At 46.4% G+C, this 19,327-nt stretch carries 18 protein-coding genes; 5 read left to right on the forward strand and 13 right to left on the reverse strand.

Annotated features, from left to right (window positions below; all coding sequences use genetic code 11):
* Window positions 1-288 precede the first annotated feature (288 nt).
* On the forward strand, window positions 289-915 hold the full coding sequence (locus DXN04_RS20810; protein ID WP_116855327.1) for a response regulator: 627 nt from the start codon (window positions 289-291) through the stop codon (window positions 913-915).
* Between the two features lie 42 nt (window positions 916-957).
* Here DXN04_RS20810 and DXN04_RS20815 read toward each other — a convergent pair whose 3' ends face one another.
* From DXN04_RS20815 to DXN04_RS20830, 4 genes are all read right to left on the reverse strand, one after another.
* A complete protein-coding gene (locus tag DXN04_RS20815; protein ID WP_116855328.1) occupies window positions 958-1,719 on the reverse strand; it encodes a rhamnogalacturonan acetylesterase in 762 nt (253 codons plus the stop codon).
* The gene (locus tag DXN04_RS20820) at window positions 1,719-2,351 is read right to left on the reverse strand and encodes a DUF6250 domain-containing protein (RefSeq protein WP_199415094.1); all 633 of its coding nucleotides are present in this window, start codon (window positions 2,349-2,351) and stop codon (window positions 1,719-1,721) included. Before DXN04_RS20820 ends, DXN04_RS20815 begins: the two co-directional genes overlap by 1 nt.
* Window positions 2,352-2,355: 4 nt before the next feature.
* Window positions 2,356-4,950 carry an exo-rhamnogalacturonan lyase family protein gene (locus DXN04_RS20825; protein ID WP_199415095.1) on the reverse strand — a complete coding sequence of 865 codons (2,595 nt, stop codon included), beginning with the start codon at window positions 4,948-4,950 and terminating at the stop codon, window positions 2,356-2,358.
* 79 nt (window positions 4,951-5,029) lie between these two features.
* Window positions 5,030-6,892: a rhamnogalacturonan lyase gene (locus DXN04_RS20830; protein WP_116855331.1), complete on the reverse strand. Its 1,863-nt coding sequence runs from the start codon at window positions 6,890-6,892 to the stop codon at window positions 5,030-5,032.
* A 294-nt stretch (window positions 6,893-7,186) separates the two neighbouring features.
* Between DXN04_RS20830 and cysC the strand changes: the two genes are divergently transcribed.
* The 3 genes from cysC to DXN04_RS20845 all read left to right on the forward strand — a co-directional run bounded on the left by cysC (window position 7,187) and on the right by DXN04_RS20845 (window position 9,886).
* Window positions 7,187-7,744 carry an adenylyl-sulfate kinase gene (gene cysC, locus DXN04_RS20835; protein WP_116855332.1) on the forward strand — a complete coding sequence of 186 codons (558 nt, stop codon included), beginning with the start codon at window positions 7,187-7,189 and terminating at the stop codon, window positions 7,742-7,744.
* A 6-nt stretch (window positions 7,745-7,750) separates the two neighbouring features.
* A complete protein-coding gene (locus DXN04_RS20840; protein ID WP_116855333.1) occupies window positions 7,751-8,578 on the forward strand; it encodes a sulfotransferase in 828 nt (275 codons plus the stop codon).
* A 72-nt stretch (window positions 8,579-8,650) separates the two neighbouring features.
* Window positions 8,651-9,886, forward strand: coding sequence for a Na+/H+ antiporter (locus DXN04_RS20845; RefSeq protein WP_233525650.1), 1,236 nt, complete (start codon window positions 8,651-8,653; stop codon window positions 9,884-9,886).
* A 61-nt stretch (window positions 9,887-9,947) separates the two neighbouring features.
* Here the strand turns inward: DXN04_RS20845 and DXN04_RS20850 are convergent, their stop codons facing one another.
* The 6 genes from DXN04_RS20850 to DXN04_RS20870 form a co-directional block, all read right to left on the reverse strand.
* On the reverse strand, window positions 9,948-10,790 hold the full coding sequence (locus DXN04_RS20850) for a LamG domain-containing protein (RefSeq protein WP_116855335.1): 843 nt from the start codon (window positions 10,788-10,790) through the stop codon (window positions 9,948-9,950).
* Window positions 10,791-10,953: 163 nt separating this feature from the next.
* The gene (locus DXN04_RS20855) at window positions 10,954-11,964 is read right to left on the reverse strand and encodes an MBL fold metallo-hydrolase (protein ID WP_233525651.1); all 1,011 of its coding nucleotides are present in this window, start codon (window positions 11,962-11,964) and stop codon (window positions 10,954-10,956) included.
* 29 nt (window positions 11,965-11,993) lie between these two features.
* Complete coding sequence (locus DXN04_RS20860; RefSeq protein ID WP_116855336.1) at window positions 11,994-13,223, reverse strand: RNA polymerase sigma factor; 1,230 nt, start codon at window positions 13,221-13,223, stop codon at window positions 11,994-11,996.
* Complete coding sequence (locus DXN04_RS20865; protein ID WP_116855337.1) at window positions 13,216-13,566, reverse strand: YciI family protein; 351 nt, start codon at window positions 13,564-13,566, stop codon at window positions 13,216-13,218. Before DXN04_RS20865 ends, DXN04_RS20860 begins: the two co-directional genes overlap by 8 nt.
* Window positions 13,530-13,847 carry a hypothetical protein gene (locus DXN04_RS34605; RefSeq protein ID WP_147320011.1) on the reverse strand — a complete coding sequence of 106 codons (318 nt, stop codon included), beginning with the start codon at window positions 13,845-13,847 and terminating at the stop codon, window positions 13,530-13,532. The genes DXN04_RS20865 and DXN04_RS34605 overlap by 37 nt, the downstream gene beginning before the upstream one ends.
* On the reverse strand, window positions 13,844-14,557 hold the full coding sequence (locus tag DXN04_RS20870; RefSeq protein WP_116855338.1) for a DUF899 domain-containing protein: 714 nt from the start codon (window positions 14,555-14,557) through the stop codon (window positions 13,844-13,846). The genes DXN04_RS34605 and DXN04_RS20870 overlap by 4 nt, the downstream gene beginning before the upstream one ends.
* 71 nt (window positions 14,558-14,628) lie before the next feature.
* Between DXN04_RS20870 and DXN04_RS20875 the strand changes: the two genes are divergently transcribed.
* Window positions 14,629-14,844 carry a YwbE family protein gene (locus DXN04_RS20875; protein ID WP_072357996.1) on the forward strand — a complete coding sequence of 72 codons (216 nt, stop codon included), beginning with the start codon at window positions 14,629-14,631 and terminating at the stop codon, window positions 14,842-14,844.
* Between the two features lie 181 nt (window positions 14,845-15,025).
* On the opposite strand, the gene DXN04_RS20880 is transcribed toward DXN04_RS20875, so the two are convergent.
* The 3 genes from DXN04_RS20880 to DXN04_RS20890 all read right to left on the reverse strand — a co-directional run bounded on the left by DXN04_RS20880 (window position 15,026) and on the right by DXN04_RS20890 (window position 19,262).
* Entirely contained in the window at window positions 15,026-16,546 is a 1,521-nt protein-coding gene (locus DXN04_RS20880; RefSeq protein WP_116855339.1) for an alpha-L-arabinofuranosidase C-terminal domain-containing protein, read from the reverse strand.
* 123 nt (window positions 16,547-16,669) lie between these two features.
* Entirely contained in the window at window positions 16,670-17,500 is an 831-nt protein-coding gene (locus tag DXN04_RS20885) for a universal stress protein (protein WP_116855340.1), read from the reverse strand.
* A 1-nt stretch (window position 17,501) separates the two neighbouring features.
* The gene (locus DXN04_RS20890) at window positions 17,502-19,262 is read right to left on the reverse strand and encodes a DNA polymerase III (protein ID WP_116855341.1); all 1,761 of its coding nucleotides are present in this window, start codon (window positions 19,260-19,262) and stop codon (window positions 17,502-17,504) included.
* Between the last annotated feature and the right edge of the window lie 65 nt (window positions 19,263-19,327).

A 19,327-nucleotide genomic window follows, 5' to 3' on the forward strand; every position in this document is an offset into this window, starting at 1 on the left:
GAATAAGATAGTTGGATGGAAAAAAGAGACACGCCTCCTGCGTGCATAATTCACTCTTTTCAGATTGTGGTGAAGTGATGGTTTCGTTAATGAAGGTTGCCCCAGATTGTAGCTGTTTAAGAATTTATACTCACTATTTGCACTAAATCACATGAAACAAAATTATATATCTTAATAAATCAAATTGTTAGTACTAATTGTATTCTTTTGTAGTTTTTTTACTACAAAAAAAGCAGCTCCCGTTTTGATGTTTACGCGTTACCCCGTATATTTACCTAATATCTCCATATGCCTAACATTTTAGTTGTAGACGATCAGGAGGTTGTACGTTATGGGACAACCCTCATTTTACAGAAATCCATAGAAGATGTGCATGTGAGTGAAGCGGGGAGTTTTGAAGATACTTTGAAAATTTTGGCTTCAAAACCATTTGATCTTGTGATTCTGGACATAGATATGCCTGGTGGTAATAATCACCAGATGCTGGATGTTATCCGCTTAAGGCATCCGGATATTAAAATTCTCATCTTCAGCAGTTATGACGAACAGATCTTCGGCTGGCGCTACCTTGAAGCGGGTGCCGACGGTTTCCTCTCGAAAAAGATGGGGATTGAAGAGATTAAAAATGCGACCAAGAGCCTGCTGAGAGATGAAAAATACCTAAGCCCTGCACTGAAGCAAACACTCCTCAATAATATCACCAAAAAGAAAACGACTGTCAATCCCCTGGACCGCCTGTCTAACAGGGAAAGCAATATTATGCAGTTGCTGATAAAGGGCTTGAGTGTGGCGGATATTGCAGATAAACTGAGTCTGCAGGTATCTACGGTGAGTACTTATAAGAAACGGATCTGCGAGAAACTGCAGGTGACGAATATCGTGGAGATGATCGAGAAGGTACAGTTATATTCTTGATGAGTGGGCCCCGCCGGGCTGTGATCCCGGCAGGGCGGCAAATTATTTCAGGTATTTTTTCAGGCGCAGCTTTTTAATCCCTTCTATCACTTCCCCTGCATTAAGCTTCGCTCCTGCTTCCAGCGTATGCGTATGATCTTTTGATCCAAAATAAGTACCCGCTACCTTCGCTTCCCCTTCCTGATCATATATATCCGCAATCAATGTATTGAGGTCTATAAAATCCACTCCTTCCCGCTCTGCGACCTGTTTTGCCCACAGACCATAATCCTGGTTATTTCTTGCTACTTTTCCATCCTTCCATACATTGCGGGGAATGGGTGAACACACGATGGGAGTTGCACCTTTGGCTTTGGCTTCTTTGATGATCTGCGCCAGGTACCAGCCGTAAGAATGCACAATTTCCTGTTGCCTGGTAATTGGATTATATATTTCCTTCTGCTCGTCGCCAATACCTTTGATAGTACCCCTGGCCCGGGCTGTATCATCCAGTGGGGCACCGTCATTATGACCAAATTGCATGATGACATAATCACCGGCCTGTATTTTGGACAGCACGGAATCCCAGAGTCCTTTGGTCCTGTAAGTACGGCTGCTGGTGCCACCCAGTGCACGATTTACCACCGTTATTTTTGTAGTATCAAAGTAATCGCCTATGAAATGCCCCCATCCCCACAGGTCGCCATCGCCCTTATCTTTCCCGTTTTTGACAGTACTATCGCCTATCAGGTACAAGGTAGGCTTATGCGGCGCTGCGCTCATTAAAAAGGCAGCGGTGATAACAGTTAACAACAGTTTGTACATTATTGGTAAATTTTAAAGTCACTAATTATTTGCCTGGACCAGGTGGACCTGAACCCAAAATAACCTTTGCGTAGGGGCTGAGGATCAGTGTATGTAAAATATTGCACTCCATCTACAAACACGCTACTGGTTCCATCTTTTACAACGATACGAATGGTATAAATATGATTTGCTTTGAGTAAATGTGCGCTGTCTGTATATTCCCGGATCAGTCTTCGCTCGCCGGTACCTTCATACTTTCTGAAGCGGGTCGTAGTGTTTGTATTACCTCCTATGCCGATATAGTACAATTGCAGGGAGTCGTATTCCTCCAGCACCCCATGACGTTGAAAGCCCGGGTTCTGCGCCATCCAGAACATATTGAGATCAGAAAGACGGTCATTGACTCCACCATTTACGGCCACCGTTCTTTTGTATTCAATGGTGAAATTGCCGCTCAGTTCCTTATTTAACCATACGGTAACGCCGCCTTTGGTATCCAGGACAAGTCTGCCGTTTGCAGTGTATACCCGGGATCCAGGTTTAGGCGCTATTTCTGCTTTCCACAATGTAGTATCCAGTGGCGTAGTAAAGCTGATTTTCTGCGCCAGGGCGATTTGTGAAAAGAGGAGTAAGATCAGTAATTGTTTCATCGTTTTATTCGTTGTAGGCATTTCCTGCCAGGTCTAACATAGCCATTGCCGTTAAGCCCCATTGTGCAACCGCGTTTGTAGATACACCGGGAGCTTCCTCCAAGGCATTTAATACTTCGGGACCATGCAGGGTATCCACTTTGGTACTCATCTTTTTAATACCTGCTTCGCCACCCAGGAATTCATCCCAGGCACGGGCAGCCAGTTTTGGGTCTTTCTTCACGCGGGCCGCAAATGCAGTGAGGCGGGCATGACCTTGTTTCAAATTCAGTTTGCCCAGTGATTTTCCCAATGCAGCCTTCTGTTCTTCGGGTGTCGCATTGTACAATGTACAATAGGCTATCCAGGCCTTTTCAAATGCAGGCATCGGGATCAATGCCACCAGTTCCATGCAGATTTCCGGTAGTCCAAATACGGCGCTCAGGTGAGATACGGAAATCTTATCTGCTGCTGCGGGGCGGAATTTGCCGGTAGCGAGTTCCATCTCTGCGGAACCGGTAAAGAATCCATGCGGTTGAGCAGCGATAGTTTCCATACTGTTGAGTAACCTTTCCTTCGCAAGCGGTGTTCCGTGCCTTTCCCATTCAGTGAGCCATGCAGCGGCCAGGGAGCCCCAATCCGTACCAAATGACACGCCTGCATATTTCCCATCCGGATCGCCAATAGGCTGCCCTATTTTACGTCCGGGTACAATTGTACGTAATGTATATGCAGCATCTACTTCTGCCTGCATCAGGTCTCCGACCCTTTCATCGGCTGTGAGGTAATAGTAGAAACGGCGATTGGCAACAGTTGAAATACGTAGTTGTTTAGCACTACATCCCCAGTGTTGTACATTGTGCCGGGAACCCAGCGGGGCAAACCTGCCGATATGATATACGTCTACTTCCCCCGTATGTCGTGTCATCGCCTCCGCCATGCGAAACGCATCTTTACGGCCGGTATGCAGGTAATAATACCAGAGCCAGAGGTCTGTAGACAATTCAGAATTATCCCAGGCAAAGCCTCCTACATCATAGCGCCACACATGCCGGTCACTATCATAGGTGTGCATCACATCGCCATAGTTCCAGAAGCCGTACCAACGTCTTTCTTCCACCTGTTGGTGATAATAGTTGAAATAAAAATCCAGTTGCTCCTGCATTTTATTTTTAGCCGGAGATGGCGTGAAGGCCTGGTTCCAGTTGCCCCCAAATACGCCGGCCAACTGCCATTGATTTGTTGCGCAGGTAATGGTATCCGGATCCTGGATGTAGGCGGCTACCTGGCTTAAAAACGCGTTATCAGGTGTAGCGGAGAGGGCCCAGATCTGTGCTTCGCTGGTACGGGCTACACCATGAGGGGTACCGAAACCAGGTTCGTAATCTTCGTAAGTAATATCTAATCCTTCCCGCTGCTTTTCGAAAGTATCCTGTCCCATACCATCATGATAAAAACGAAGATCCATGGCATTGGCCTTTGGCGCCCAGAACCACATCGTAACAACGGCCTCCGGGGTATGTGCATGGCGGATGTCCAGCTGGGCAGGATAGCTTTGCCAGAAGTTGCGGATGCCAAATGCAAGACCGCCACCAGGTGTACCTACATAAGCTGTACCGGAAGCCCTGCGGCCATAGGCCGACTGAATCCATCCATAACCTTCTTTAGTGCGCTTTTGAATTTCAAATGCATCAGGAGTAGGCTGAAATAAGGTATAATCTCCAAAATCAGGGATGTATTGCAATTTATCTTTGATAGCCGATACATCTTCTACTGTTTTCCCTGCGATCTGGGCATTTCTGGCGGCTTCTCCGGGGTCCCGGCGCAAACCGGTCAATCCTTTCACTGCCTCGGCAAAAACGCCTTCATTTTCTCCTGTAAAGCGAATGTGCCGGTTGTAGGTTTCACCATCGAGGGGAATACTGAACCGGATTCCTATACCACTGATGAAATCCTTATACTCATCCCCGTCATAAATGATGGTATGAAGGATGCGGATTGCTTCACTTTCTTCGTAAAAATAAAGCCGCACGATGAAGGGAAGTAAATTCTTTTTTGCGGCAGTGACATGAAGCCCGGTTATTTTGACCACCGCTCTTACCGGACCGGATTGTTCCACTATTACCGCTGTGATCTGTGATACATAATTATCATGAACTGTTGCCTGCTCTGCTGCATTTTGCACCTGTAATACCAGCTTTCCTTTTGTGGCTACAAGCTTTCCGTTTTTAGTGATGTTGCTGATTAAATATTCCCCGCTTTTTTCAACCCTGCATTGCAGCAATCCATTATCAATTAAATAATGGTCATCTTCCTCTTTTACTTTTACAAGCCCGCTGGCAGTAGACGTTGAGACGGTCTTCAACACCAGCTGATCTGTCAATCCTTTATTCGCGCCTATTGCGTGGGCAGTCCACTTCAGCGAGCCATCCGGCCAGTAAGCCAGTGGCCAGGACTGGAGGTTCACAGCCTGCCCGCTGCTTTCCAGTACAAATCCATGTGATTTCTTCACAGCCCCCTGCGGCCAGGGTACTCCCCAGGTAGCACCGATACTCAGTTTCGGCGCTTTATCACCCAGCCAGTGCAATGGCATATTATCCTGCATGTTGGTCCCAGGCATCCATGATTGTAAAGATGTTGCTATGGGTAACCCTGCACTTATAATCATCGATTGCTTCATAAAATCTCTTCGGGAAAGATTACCTTGTTCCATTTATTTTAATATTCGGTCTGACGGGTTTTTGCATTCCAGCTCCAAAGTAAAATCCGGGATGTGGAGGCTGGTTATAACTTACGTTTTGCCAGGCAATAGCGAGGCGGTACTGGGGATCCTGCATCCAGGTCGTAAACCTGTAGGCTGTAGGGATCGTGGTGGTATAAATGCGCAGTGCACTATTATCTGCTGTACGCCAGATCACTTCTTCACGCCAGTCACCAAAAAGATCCGCACTCAGGCAGGGTGTTGCTTTCGTACCATTATTTGCTACACATCCTGTAGCTGTCAGTAAATTGATTGTTGTATCCTTTTGCCAATCCCATTTATCAATCCGGTTCTTATCCAACAATTCGCGTGTCAGATCACCATCCCACCAGATCACGAAGTTGGTAGATGCCGGCGTTTTTGCTGTAATCGTTTTGCCATGTACATCTCTCAGTCCACCCGGACCGCCCCAGTTCTCAAAACCCGGATGTGTGGGATCAATGTCCGCCGCTACGCCCCTGCCTACGTCAGCACCTGGGCCCAGGCTCCACAAGATCTTCCCCGTAGCAGCATCAAACATGGCAACCCCAGGCGTTTGCAAGGCAATCGTTCTGTCTTCATTTTCATGAATGCCGAATACTTCCATACCCGGATGACCGGGATCCATATCGGTTAAATGGAGAGCATCGCCATGCCGCAGACCGGTTGTATATAATCCTTTGCCATTATCATCAACAGTCATGGCTCCTATGCAGATTTCATCTTTTCCATCCCCGTCCACGTCAGCTACGACCAGGCTATGATTGCCCATTCCTGAATAAGGATTGTTGCCATCATGTGTATCAAAGGTCCAGCGACTGCTTAATTGTCCATCGTGATAGTCCCAGGCAGCAAGTACAGACCGGCCATACCAGCCTCTCACAAATACTACACTGGGATGTATTCCATCAAGGTAAGCGATACCTGCCGTATACCGGTCGGCACGGCCACCGGTGCTATCATTGCCGCCATTACCACCTATCCCGCCCCATCCATCCAGGGGATAACGGTCGGGGATAAAGGGAACAGTGGCCATGGCAGCACCTGTCTGCCCGTTGAATACAGTCAGGTATTCAGGTCCGTCCAGGATCTTGCCATATTTACCATCATGTTCATCTGTAAGTTTGCGCCAGTCCTTGTCTTTATCACCAATGGCTTTGCCCTTTCCGTCGATTGTGCCATCGGCGGTTTTGCATACCAGTTCGGCTTTGCCATCGCCATCCAGGTCATAGACCAGCATCTGTGTATAGGCAGCACCCGAGCGGATATTTTTGCCAAGGTCTATGCGCCAGAGGAATTGTCCATCCAACGTATAGGCATCAATCAGCTGGTTGTCAGTAAGGCCTGTCTGCGGTGGATTCTTTGCATTGTCAGGATCCCATTTCAGGATGATTTCATAACGGCCATCCCCGTCCAGATCGCCCAGGGTTGCATCATTAGCACTATATTTTCCGGCAGGCCGGTTTAAAGGGATGTTGAGATACTGTTGTACCGGGGTATGTGCTTTTAACAAAAATTTATCGTTTCCAGGATGTTCGCGGCCATTGATTACAGGCACAACTGTCCATTTACTATCAAGCGTAGTATCTGTCCATGCAGCAGTGAAACAGTTTGCCTTGCTTAAAGGTGTACGATTTTGCAGTTTATGATCACGATAAACATTGAAGGCTACCTGCCCGGGGTCCGTGGCAAGCAGCCGCCAGCTGAGGAATACGCTATCCTGCTGGTGACGAACTACCACTATACCCCTGTCAAGGTATTCCATTTTTCTTTGCCCAAAAGCCGTGGAACACAGGCATAGCAACACAATAAACTTATACATCTAAGTAAAAATTACCGGAGGTGGTGGTGGTAAATCGGGCATAAATGTAAAAAAAATGTAGCATTGACACTATACCATAGAGCATTTCTAATTGCCGTTTGTCGATACAATTGTTATATTTATCTTAATGCAGGTGGATTTATAAAGATTTTTTATACTTTAGAGCATCATATCCAAATGCTAAAGGGGTATTATTTGCGAACTATTATCTCTTCTACGATTTACGATCTACCCGCCATGTAACCTGTTATTCCTTATCTGCAGCTAACTGTCAACCTTTTAAATTTATATGCGATGATTATTCAACTATGCGGACTTTCTGGCGCAGGAAAAACTACAATTGCTACCAGTGTAAAAAGAAAAGCCATGGCATATGGCACTCCCATTGAAATTATTGATGGTGACAGCTACCGGGAATTCCTTTGCAGGGACCTGGGATTTTCAAAAGAAGATCGTTGCGAAAACATCCGCAGACTGGGTTTCGTGGCCAGCCGCCTCTCCCGCCACGGCATCATATGCATTATCAGTGCAATAAACCCTTACAGCGCTATGCGCGAAGAGCTGACTAACGCTTATGAACATGTGAAAACAGTATTCGTTGATTGTCCGGTGGAAGAACTGGTACAAAGAGACACCAAAGGTCTTTACAAACGTGCAATGCTACCGGATCATCATCCTGAAAAACTACGTAATCTCACCGGTGTCAATGATCCTTTCGAAGTACCGTTGTCGCCTGATCTGCACCTAAAGACGAATGAAAAAACGGTGGCAGCCTGCACCAATGAGCTGTTCAAATTTATCCAGGCATCTATCCAGGCACAAACCATTTCTTACCGGGCAATAACAGCATAGATACAAATGAAGAAAAAAGTTGTAGTAATTACCGGTATGCACCGGTCTGGCACTTCATTGGTTACTCAATGGCTGCATAAGTGTGGCCTGCATGTGGGTGATCAGTTTTTGGGTGCCGGTATTGGTAATACAGAGGGGCATTTTGAGGATGTAGATTTTGTAGAAGCACACCGGGGCATTCTGCGCAACCTGACAGGCAATGATGAAGGTTTGTTAAATCTGGAAAATCTTTGCATTCCTGCCGGACAGGAAAAAGTATTACATGACCTGGTCGGCAGGAAGCAATCTGCACAAGCGCAATGGGGATGGAAAGATCCCCGCACCTGCCTGTTCCTGGATGCTTACCGCGTGATATTGCCGGAGGCAAAGTACCTGGTGATCTTAAGAGATTACAGGAGTGTAGTGAGTTCTCTTTTGAGCCGGCGTTTCAAAAAATCGGAACACAAATATGCCGTGAAAGGTGGTCTTCCACTATTGATATGGAAATACTTTAAAAAAACTTCCCGCAAAAAGAAGCTGTTACATCAACTGAGTGACAAGTACCTGAAAGCATGGATCACCTACAATCAACGTATCCTGCAGCACCTGCTCCAGCAGCCCACAGGCACCTGCCTGGTGATTGATCATACCTGTTTGTCGAAAACCAACCAGGGTATATATGATTACATCACAAGGGAGTGGCAGCTCGACCTGAATTATTATGATTTCTCGGAAGTCTATAAGGAAAATCTATTGAGTGATGTGTGGAATATCAGCGCATATGTGAAGGACAAAAGCCTGCTGGAAAAAGCGGAGGAATTGCAGGCAACCTTATTATTACACGCAGCTTATTAAAATTATTTATTATTTTGCCGGCTTTAGCGCCAAATGGAAAATTACAGCATCGTCATGCTTATTCTGGGGGTCATGATGGCACTCTCGGCATTTGCAGATAAATTAAAGAAGCCTTATCCTGTATTGCTCGTAACCGCTGGTATTGCGCTGGGTTTTGTGCCCGGTATGCCACAGATCACGATCAGTCCAGAAATCGTATTCCTGATCTTCCTTCCTCCTATGCTGTATGACGCAGCCTGTAATATCTCTATCCAGGAATTTAAAAATAATGGTAAAACCATTAATACGCTGGCTTTTACAGTTGTATTCATTACCACAGGCGGTATTGCACTACTGGCGCATTACCTGATGGGAATGGCCTGGCCACTGGCGTTTGTATTAGGTGCCGTGTTATCTGCTACTGATGCAGTAGCTGCTACCAGCATTACCAAGGGACTTGGTCTCAACCATAAGACGCTGACGATCCTGGAAGGGGAAAGCCTGATCAATGATGCCTCGGGTCTTATTGCTTATCGTTTTGCAGTGGCGGCGGTAGCAGGGAGTACTTTTATCTGGTATAAGGCAGGCTGGCAATTTATCCTGCTCATAGCCGGTGGGGTACTGCTGGGTGGCCTGGCGGGAAAGTTGTTACAATTCATCTTACATCATACGCGCCAGAATGGGATTGTAGCGATCAGCTTCACATTGCTGTTCCCTTTTGTGACCTATTCGCTGGCGGAAGATCTGCATGTTTCAGGTGTGATTGCAGTGGTGGTATTGGGGATCTTTACGGCCCGGCTTACGAGCATGTATTTCCCCGCTTCAACCAAAGCACAGTCCAAAGCCTTCTGGGATATCATTGTTTTCATTCTGAATGGCCTGGTGTTTATTCTTATCGGACTGGAGTTTCCTTATGTGATTCACAATGTAAAAAGTATACAGATCCTGCCACTGATCGGGTATAGTTTCCTGATCGTATTTGTTACGATTGCGATCCGTGTGGTACGGATCTTTTTAGAAAGCCGCCGGCACTATCTCACCTTCCGTAAAACAGGTACGGATAAGCATAAGAAGGCGTTGCTGGACTGGAAGACATGCCTTATCCTGGGCTGGTCGGGGATGCGTGGGATTGTATCTCTGGCTACTGCACTGGCACTGCCGGAGAAGCTGGATAACGGGCAGCCCTTTCCGCAGCGGGATACGATTATTTTTATCGCGGTATTGGTGGTGGTAATTTCCCTGTTGATGCAGGGGTTGACATTACCTATATTGGTAAAGTTGCTGAAGGTGAAGCCGGATGGGCATAAACAGAAGGCACTGGTATCGTGATAAAGCCGGATAATTACTTATTTCAGTTAAAGATAAAAATACAGATCACAGGGAGCATGAATTAATAAGTCCGGGTTCGTCCTATATAAATATTTTTCGCATACAGATAGGTATCTGCTGTAGGGCCGGGTGTTCCACTGGATCCTTCCATCTGCATATTAATGATCACATACAGTGGTTTGCCTACAAAATTGGCATTGTGTACGCCTTTCCAAACACCGTCAATATAATAGTGAATGTCTACATTGGTATCACTCACTTTCGTAATCCATGCCCGGTAGGTATGCCAGCTACCCGGTGATGATACGGTGGTCAATGTACTGGATACATCAGAAGAGGTTCTAAAAGTATTCTGCCAGTTGACAGCGCTACCTTTGAACTCCATAATATCGCTTTCGGGCGGCCAGCTGTTTACGCCGGTGAGCCAGAAGGCCGGCCATGAGCCGGTAACAGTAGGTACCTGGAAATCGCATTTCACTTCCCAGTTAGGAAATTGATCATTGACCAACACATGTTCTTTTGTGTTGATCGCGCCTGAATGATAATGAATAGCCAGGTATGGGCTTGAACTGCTGGTGCCTTCATCCCAGGTGATCTTTGCCGCCTTGATGGTAAGTACGCCATTGTTCAGGTAAATGTGATTGTGATCTGTACTGCTGCCATACATACGAGCAGTACCGTTATGATCGGAGCCCCATGGATACAGATAGTTCCAGGCGGCTTCAAAAGCAGTGTAACTGGCAAATGAGTTGCCATCTAATACCGTTTCCCATGTTTCGGCAGCTTCGGCAGCGGCGATAGCTTTGGCGCTGACTGCAGCGGGGGCTTTTTCCTGCCATTGCTTACCACAGGAAGATAGAAAAGGTGTGCTAAGTGCCAGCAGTACTGTGATTAAGATTTTCATAGAGTGGAAAGGTTTATGGATGAACAAAATGCTCCTGTGACCTGTGACACTCAATGATACGGGTTTTTCCTGTGTGGAGATAGCAGGAAAATAACCTGGGTTACTTATATATGAACCTTATTTAGAAAAGGCTGAGATTTATTGGGAAAACGTATTTTGGGGGCTATGCCAAATGCAATGCCTCTCCTATCCTCAATGGCTTTATTCTTTTCTCCAACCCGTTCTCCGTAGCCACCTGCTTAAACACCTTCAATGGTAAATCCAGCGGCTCATCGGACAAGTCAAAAGTTCCAAAATGCATAGGGATCGCATGCTTTGCCTGCAACTCTTCCATCGCTTTTATTGCCAGTGCCGGTGACTGATGCACAGGATGCATGAACCACTCCGGTTCAAAAGCACCAATGCCCAGTAATGCATAATCAAATCCTCCAAACACTTCCTGCAACTGCTGATAATGGGTATCATACCCACTATCGCCGCCGAAATAAATACGTCGCTGTGCAGACTCTATCACAAAGCCTCCCCAGAGCCGGCGGTTGGTATCAAATGCACCCCGTTTGCCCCAATGACGTGCAGGCACGTACGTGATCTTAATATGTGCTGTCTGATATTGCTGGTACCAGCCTGCCTCCTGGATCTGCTCTGAACTGGTAAATTCCCTGATCAAAGGCTCCATGCCCAGGCCTGCAAGATATGTCGCCTTCGGATTATTCCTCGCCAGTCTTTGCAATGTGGGTTTATCACAGTGATCTCGATGATCATGAGAAAGTAAAATATAATCCAGCTTGGTTAACAATATCGGGTTCACAGGAAAGGGTGATACTCTCTTCACTGCCAGAATATCCCCAAATACCGGATCAGTCAGCAGCCGTATTCCACCGATACGAATGAAGAAAGTACAATGGCCCAGCCATGCAATGACATCATCATCCCCATTCAGCCAGCTAGCGTCTGTCAGCACATCCGGCTTCCAGCGCAATTTCTCCTTCTCTGCCTTGAATCGGTTCTCCTTCATCTTCCAGCGGATCACTTCCATAAAAGAAGGTGAATATGGATGCTGCAAATTTACATAACGTCCACGTGCATCAACCGGAGTTCCTTTCCAGTTTTCGTCCTTAATAATAGTTTCCAATGCTGCATTGTTCACGTAACCTGCTGCCATGATTGCTTCCATAACTCAATTAATATCCCTAAAGATAATGTCTACAAATTTAACTTTGACAACATCTTCCTGATATAATTTGCTTCCGCCGAAGATCGTGTCTGGGTAAGGGTTTTAGAAAAGTATGCAGCGGCCTGTACATGATCTCCTTCCTGCATATACAGCTTGCCGAGTGTGGCATTCAGCAAATAATAATTGTTCATAAATGCGGAACGCTGCAGTGCAGATAGTTTTTCAAATGCGCTGTCCCGCTCGCCTGCATAATACAATGCTATTGCATAATTTAACGCTACAAATGGATTGGGTAAGAGTTGCCTGTATAGTTGTGCAATCATTTTCCAGTCCGTCTTCGCAAATGAACTTGCCGTACTGTGCAGATAAGCGATATAGGCCTCAATATGATAGGATGATAATTGTGTGCCCTTAGACAAATTAAAATAATGTGTACCCAGTCTGATCAGGTCCTCATTCCATAATGAACGGTCTTGTTGCTCCAGGTCCAGCAGTTCCCCATCTTCATCAAAACGGGCCTTAAAACGGGCAGCGTTGAACAACATAAGCGCATACAAGGCACTGCTGTCATTATTGCCCATATGGCTATCTAAAATGGCTTTATTCAGGATCAGTGCTTCCTCACACAACTCCTCCCGCAGCAATGCCTTTCCTTCTGCTGAAGTATGCCCTTCATTAAAAATAAGATAAATAATTTTATGTACGATGGGTAAGCGTTGGGTCATGGCCTCCGGTGCAGGTGTGACGAGCAGGATTTTTTCCTCCTTAATTTTTTGTCTTGCCCTGAGCAGTAATTTATCAACGCCATCGATGGTCATGCCCAGCAGATTCGCAATTGTCGCTACTTTGAAATTGACCACATACTTCAGGGTAATCACTACCTGCACCTTGGGAGCAAGGTCCGGGTGGGCGCAGGCAAATAATAAACGGAGCTGTTCATCGTCGGGGAAATCAGCAGAAAACGTCATTGCGGCATCTTCAGGTTCCGGTGCCTGGTGCAGGCGCAGCAGTTTCTTATCGTCCCTGAGTTTGTTCAGCGCCTTGTTCCTGCATACGCTGTAGATCCAGGCTGCAGGTTTGTCAGGCAACTGCCTTTCCCAGTGGGATAAAGCAGCTGTAAAGGCATCCTGAACCAGGTCTTCCGCCGTATCCAGGTCTATGTCTTTGGAAAAGCGCAACAGGGAAGCGACCATCTTGCCAAAGTGCTGTTTGTACAAACGGTCTATTTCCTGTTGCACTTTATTATGCTGATCAGCCATTCGGAAATTCTGAAATCAAAATAGGTCTTACTTCCATTTCCAGCTCCCCACGCTGTAATATCGGGCAGCTCCCTGCAATGGCAGCCGCCTGCTCCAGGTTTTCCGCATTGATCATGATATAACCACTAATGCCTTCTTTGGCTTCTATAAACGGACCGTCGGAAACAATGCCGTCTTTACTCACATAGCGCCCTTCAGGCCATAAGGGTTCCCCACCTATAAAACTATCCCCTAATCCTTCTACCCATTCCATCATTTCCTTTACACCTTCTTCCCGGTCCTGGTCTGTATATTCTTTTAATTTTTTCAGGTCTTCCCTGACGAGGAGCATGAATTTTTCCATAACTGTACAGTACTTTTAAATATGAGATAACAAAGGGAAATTATAGCTATTGCGATCAGGGCCCAGCGAAGCCAGGCGGCTACTGTAAAGGAGATGCCAATCCCTGTACCAAGTGCGATCCAGGCGGCCAGGCAGAGTGGACATTTGGGAATCAGCATGAGCAGGATGCCGGGCAAAAGGATCCGGGCGGGATGTACTTTCTTATGGATACTACGTTTGGCAACAACGGTGCTCATTCCTCCTGTAACCTGGTCCCCGCTGTGCTCACACCCGCAGTTCATGAGTGACAACATTTATGCTCCTTCACAACATCATATTTGTCATGATGCCTTACCCAATCCTGCAATCCGTTCTCTTCATTCCTGCCCTTAGGCATCAGATCCAGCATCACATAAGTACCCAGGAACTCCTCATTTCCCCTCGCATACGAGGAATATGTATGAAAGATCTGCCCATTCTCATCCTTATAAAAAACACTGATTCCCGGCAATTCCTCTCCCCCGAATTTACTCGTCTCGTAATTGTAATATACTGTATCCTGCTTTTTAAAAGATACATTATAATCAAAATTAAAGCTATTCTGTCCGGAAGATACCCAGGGGAAATTCCATCCCATGCGCTGTCTGAATGCTTCGATATTCTCAATGGGCGCTCTTGATACAGCCGCAAAGGACACATCATGATTATTCAGATGTACTAATGCACCCGGTACATGATCCGCCATGAAAGAACAGCCTACACAGCCCTCCTTCCAGTCCGGCCCCATCATAAAGTGTTGCACCAGCAGCTGACTACGGCCTTCAAACAAATCCGAAAGGGTCACCTTGCCATGAGGACCCTCAAATACATAATTCGTGTCTACCTTTTCCCAGGGCAGCGCCTGGCGCTCCTTCGCCAGCTTATCGCGGAGGTGGGTATATTCTTTTTCTTTTACCAGGAAGGCTTTGCGGGCTGCTACCCATTCATCATGATTTACGATACGATTTTCCATATTGTGTGGGTTTTATTTCCTTAATGACACAGGGAAATGGAAAATCCGGACAAAGGTTTTAATTTTATTTTATGAAATCAGAAGGACAATATAGAAAAGACATTTATCCGGGCCTGGAAGTAGGCATAATACTCAAAAAAGACCAGCGGAGCGGAAAGATTACTTATGGGATTGTTCAGGATCTGCTGACCTCAGCAGCATTTCATTCCAGGGGTATCAAGGTGCGACTGGAAGATGGACAGGTGGGGCGCGTACAGGTATTGGATACTGATCCTGACCTGGATTAAAAATAAAACATTCATGAAAGAGGGAATTCAGCAAAGGGGATGAAAACCATTTTCAGGAAAAAAGAGCTTGTATCAAAAGTAATCTGAAGGCATTGAGCATTTCATAAACAAAAAATCTCACCAGCAGGTACCCGGGTAAAATCCCGGAACTTTTACTTTTGATACAACCTCTTTAAAAATCCTATAATTTTATTTGCAAGAATGAAATACTATGCGCAGGTGCCGTATACACTGCTCCCTTCATACTACTCTCCCGCTGCTGCACCACATCCTTCCCGAAGGTATTCTCCTCAGCTATTCCCGGTGCATTCAACACATACACTTTCCAGTTCCCATTCTTATTTAAACTAATATCTATATCCTGTTGGGGATCCCTGTTCACAATCGCCAGGGTCAGTGTCTCCCCGCCAATTGTTGCGGATACATCGAGTGAGGGATTTCCTTCGAAAGACGGTCCTTCCACTTTTACGCCCACACTCTTATCTCCACACAAGTTCCTGTACATCATCATTGGATAAAAAATCGTCTGCAGGTACAAGCGATCCTTATCCGTCATGATTGGTGCCAGCACATTTACCGTCTGTGCCCAGGTCGCCATTCCAATTATATCCGCATGGCGATGGAAGATATTAAAAAATGTAGCCACACCCAGTGCATGGTTCCAGTTGTACTTCACTTCCAGTCCATAATCACCCGTGCCACCGGACTCCCAGATACCCCATTCATCCAGGGCAATTTTTACCGGTTTTTGGCGGCATGGAAAACGGTACCATTTATTGAAGTGCTCCACCTTTTCCGGTGCCAGTTCATGAATCAGTTTTGCCGTTTCTTCGATCCTTTTCTCCATCGAAGCGATAGAAGAAAACAGGGAAGCGGGCTTACCCGGCTGCGTTCCGGCATACAGGTGCAGGGATATAAAATCACAGACCGGATGCATCTCCGTCAGTACTTTCCTATTCCAATCATCGTTGTCACCAACCAGTACCAGGCGAATGTCCGGATCCTGCAATTTCATCAGTTTTGCAAAATACCAGGCCTTTTTAATATAGTCGTCAGGGCTTTGTAGTAAGCCTGCGTCTTCTTTGGCCGCTTCTTCATTTCCAAGCCCCCAATACTTAACATTATAGGGTGCTGCATGTCCATTCGTTTTACGTAAAGTAGCAAAGTAGCTGTTGCCGTTAGCATTGCAGTACTCTACCCAATCTGATGCCTCCTCTGCTGTACCAGTGTTCATATTCACGGTGAGGAAAGGGGCTGCGCCTATTTCGGCGCTATATTGCATAAATTCGTCTGTGCCAAAATGATTGCTGTCTTCCCCGCCCCAGATCAGGTTGCGCCTTACCGGCCGCTTGTCTGCAGGACCAATCCCGTCTTTCCAGTGATAGATCTTCGTCACGGTACCACCGGGATAGCGCATCAGTGGTGTATTGAGTTTTTTTACTTCGGAGAGCACATCCCTGCGGAAGCTGTTCGTAGATGCATCGAAGATACCTCCGTAAATAGCCCTGCCCAGGTGTTCTATAAACTGCCCGTAAACTTCCGGGGCTATTATACCCCTGATCTCATTTACATCCACATGAATGAAGGCTTTCTCTTTCAGCAATAAGCCCTTTACTGATGGCGGGATCATTAATCCGGCCATGATGCCACTGCCTGTTTTGAGAAATCCCCTGCGGGAAAAACCTGTAACATTATTATCCATTTCACTAAAATAATAATTCCTGGTGATACGGCTAATAATGCATTATGAGTGGATGTTGGTACAGGAATATCTGTTGGTGGTTAAAAATAAATTCAAACCGCAACACCACCCAGTCTGAAGGTCCTAGTGATGCGTAATAAACAGGGGGAATGCCAGCTGTTTAATCAGTTTATCTGCCTTACTTTCCTGGAAGAACCTTGACAGAATACTCCTGCCATAAGCACCCATCACGACCAGTGTATTCCTTTTAGGTGCCAGGTAAGAAAACAGTTCTACCTCCGGCTTCCCGTTTACAATCACAAACTCGGTATAACTATAATGACGGCTCAACCAGTCTGATACCTGCAATTGTTCATTTTCCTCAATCATCTGCCCGTTGTTCACTTCCAGTACAGTCGCTTTCACTTCATCCAGTTCAGGCAGCAGGTATACCAGTTGCTTCATGGCAAAGAAGGCTTCTTCACTGCCATCATAGCAAAATACGATCTCTTCAATTGGTGTAGGTTTGAATGGTGTGATCAGCACGGGGCATTCAGCACCTGCCAGCAGGATTTTCAGCATATTGTCAGGCAGGCCTTCCCTGGACTTATCGTTGGAGAATACACTATCTGTCACGATCAGGTCCACAAAGCGGCTTTCTGCCAGTACTTCTTTTAAAGTAACCCGTTGATTAGAATACATAGTGGCATTGATCCCTTTTTTGCGGCAGGTTTCCTTGAACAGGCCAATCTGTTGCTCCATTCTCTCATGTGTACGTTCAGGCAGATCTTCGGCCAGAATACCTTCTACATAGCTAGAGCCATACATTTCCTTCAGCGCAGAAGTAGTTTCACTGATCTTATCACACAGGAACACACCTACCAGTCTGGCTCTTGTGATACCGGAAAGATAGCAGCCAAAAGCAATCGTGTTTGCCATGTTAGGGCCATTCAGCACCAATAAAATCGTTTTCATATCAAACGTGTTTTATGTTTGTGAGCGATAATGCATTTTCACGGGACAGTTTAAATTGTTCGATCGCATCCCAATGCATCGTGTTCAGAATATTTTCGCATTTGCACCAGCCTCTCCTGGCCAGGGTGACACCCAGCTGCATATAGTCCACCTGTCGCATAATAGCTGCGCAGCTGCCTATTGCCAGGTATACTTTTTTCTCCACTGCTCTCCTCACCCATTCATCCCGCAGGTCCATCCGGCTGGGCTGCGCATTTATTTCCAAAGCAGTTGAAGTAGCCGCTGCTTTTTCAAACAGCAATTCCCAGTTTACGATGGAAGGTTTCTTCTTGCCTATTATCCTGTTGGAAGGATTGCCAATGCAATGGATAAATGGATGCTCACAGGCCGTGAGCAGGCGCTGGGTTACTTCCTTTTCTGTATCATTCAATACGATACCGGTCACCCAGTCAAACTGTTGTAGCAGAGAAGCGGGCAGCGCAGGCGTACCATCCTGTAAAATTTCTACGGTGAGTCCTTTTTTCAGGAATGTCCAGCCTATCTGTTCGTTAATGCGGTCTATATTACTGATCCATGCAGCCAGTCCTTTTTTGTCCTGCGTATCGCCGTGTGCAGCCGCTACTATGTATTCATAATGTGGAAAGGCATTCATGACGTAATGCGCCGTCGTTGCAATGCTGTCATGCAGATGTTCGTCTACATGCATACGCAGGTCACCTTTTACCTGGTGATGTGCGAGCAGGTTGGGCAACATATGTCGTGCAGCGCGGCGTATTTCCTTCCCGCTTTCCCGCAGTTCTGCAGGAATGAAGGCAATATCCAGCTGCTGGTAAATTCCCTCTTCGTTGGCACCTGCCACATGGTTGCCCATGCTATCGAACAGGCCTTCGGGGGTGAGGGTAAATCCTTTTTGTTCTGCCAGATCACTCAGGTGGAGCAGGTGCTCACGACTACCTGTAAAATACAGCCAGCTTGCCCCAAAGGCTGTAGCACCGGCCATCCTGATGTCTAGTTGCGTATGATTGTAGAGTACTACACAAATTCTGTTTCTGCCACTGAGCACAACGCTTTCTATATGTGGTAACTGCAGGATCTGTGTGGTTACCTGTTCGCGTTCCGGCTCATCCACCTGCAGCACGATGTCCAGGTCACCAATGGTTTCACAGCCACGGCGCAGGCTACCGGCTATTTCAGCATGTGCTACCCCTTTGATGAGGCGTAGTACACGCAGGATCTCATTGCCTTGCAGCAATGCATCCCAAAGCAGTAAACGGTTGGAAGAAGTTTTATGTAATTTGAGACTGCGTTTCAGCAAATCGAGTTTGACAGGGCTGATTTCACCTACATCATCCAGTCTGCCATATTGCAGTGCAGTGATGAGTTGATCCTTGTTTTGGATCCCGCAGGTCTCATGCAATAATTTCACGGTAGAGGGTCCGAAACCTTTTATTTCAAGGAGTTCCAGCAGTTCGAAAGGAACTTTATTTTTAAAGCGCTGATAGTGTTGAATACAACCTGCTTCCAGGTATTCCATGATTTCCCCCCTGATTACATCTGTCAGGCCTGTCACTTCCCGGAGGCGGGATCTGAATACTTCAATGTCTACAGGAAGTCTGCGCAGGCAGGTTGCCGCGCGGTCATAAGCCTGTACCTGATCGTAATGGTCTTTACCCATATACCTGTAGCAGGCAGCCATGTGGTGGAAGATATCCGCAATAGCGACATTATTTGGTGGCGAAGGCTGATATACGTCGATGTACATAACAAGGAGGGTTTATACACAAAGGTTCGCATATCTACGCCGCCCGCCAATGTTTGCCGTCAAAG

The sequence above is a fragment of the Chitinophaga silvisoli genome (genome assembly GCF_003412465.1).
GTDB lineage: Bacteria > Bacteroidota > Bacteroidia > Chitinophagales > Chitinophagaceae > Chitinophaga > Chitinophaga silvisoli.

Excerpts from the sequence above, each read along its gene's own strand:
- DXN04_RS20830 (WP_116855331.1), bottom strand. The coding sequence starts at position 6,892 with ATGTATAAGTTTATTGTGTTGCTATGCCTGTGTTCCACGGCTTTTGGG.
- DXN04_RS20875 (WP_072357996.1), top strand. The coding sequence starts at position 14,629 with ATGAAATCAGAAGGACAATATAGAAAAGACATTTATCCGGGCCTGGAA.
- DXN04_RS20850 (WP_116855335.1), bottom strand. The coding sequence starts at position 10,790 with ATGAAAATCTTAATCACAGTACTGCTGGCACTTAGCACACCTTTTCTA.
- DXN04_RS20820 (WP_199415094.1), bottom strand. The coding sequence starts at position 2,351 with ATGAAACAATTACTGATCTTACTCCTCTTTTCACAAATCGCCCTGGCG.
- DXN04_RS20865 (WP_116855337.1), bottom strand. The coding sequence starts at position 13,566 with ATGGAAAAATTCATGCTCCTCGTCAGGGAAGACCTGAAAAAATTAAAA.
- DXN04_RS20810 (WP_116855327.1), top strand. The coding sequence starts at position 289 with ATGCCTAACATTTTAGTTGTAGACGATCAGGAGGTTGTACGTTATGGG.
- DXN04_RS34605 (WP_147320011.1), bottom strand. The coding sequence starts at position 13,847 with ATGAACTGCGGGTGTGAGCACAGCGGGGACCAGGTTACAGGAGGAATG.
- DXN04_RS20880 (WP_116855339.1), bottom strand. The coding sequence starts at position 16,546 with ATGGATAATAATGTTACAGGTTTTTCCCGCAGGGGATTTCTCAAAACA.
- DXN04_RS20845 (WP_233525650.1), top strand. The coding sequence starts at position 8,651 with ATGATGGCACTCTCGGCATTTGCAGATAAATTAAAGAAGCCTTATCCT.
- cysC (WP_116855332.1), top strand. The coding sequence starts at position 7,187 with ATGATTATTCAACTATGCGGACTTTCTGGCGCAGGAAAAACTACAATT.
- DXN04_RS20840 (WP_116855333.1), top strand. The coding sequence starts at position 7,751 with ATGAAGAAAAAAGTTGTAGTAATTACCGGTATGCACCGGTCTGGCACT.
- DXN04_RS20860 (WP_116855336.1), bottom strand. The coding sequence starts at position 13,223 with ATGGCTGATCAGCATAATAAAGTGCAACAGGAAATAGACCGTTTGTAC.
- DXN04_RS20890 (WP_116855341.1), bottom strand. The coding sequence starts at position 19,262 with ATGTACATCGACGTATATCAGCCTTCGCCACCAAATAATGTCGCTATT.
- DXN04_RS20815 (WP_116855328.1), bottom strand. The coding sequence starts at position 1,719 with ATGTACAAACTGTTGTTAACTGTTATCACCGCTGCCTTTTTAATGAGC.
- DXN04_RS20885 (WP_116855340.1), bottom strand. The coding sequence starts at position 17,500 with ATGAAAACGATTTTATTGGTGCTGAATGGCCCTAACATGGCAAACACG.
- DXN04_RS20825 (WP_199415095.1), bottom strand. The coding sequence starts at position 4,950 with ATGCCTGGGACCAACATGCAGGATAATATGCCATTGCACTGGCTGGGT.
- DXN04_RS20855 (WP_233525651.1), bottom strand. The coding sequence starts at position 11,964 with ATGGAAGCAATCATGGCAGCAGGTTACGTGAACAATGCAGCATTGGAA.
- DXN04_RS20870 (WP_116855338.1), bottom strand. The coding sequence starts at position 14,557 with ATGGAAAATCGTATCGTAAATCATGATGAATGGGTAGCAGCCCGCAAA.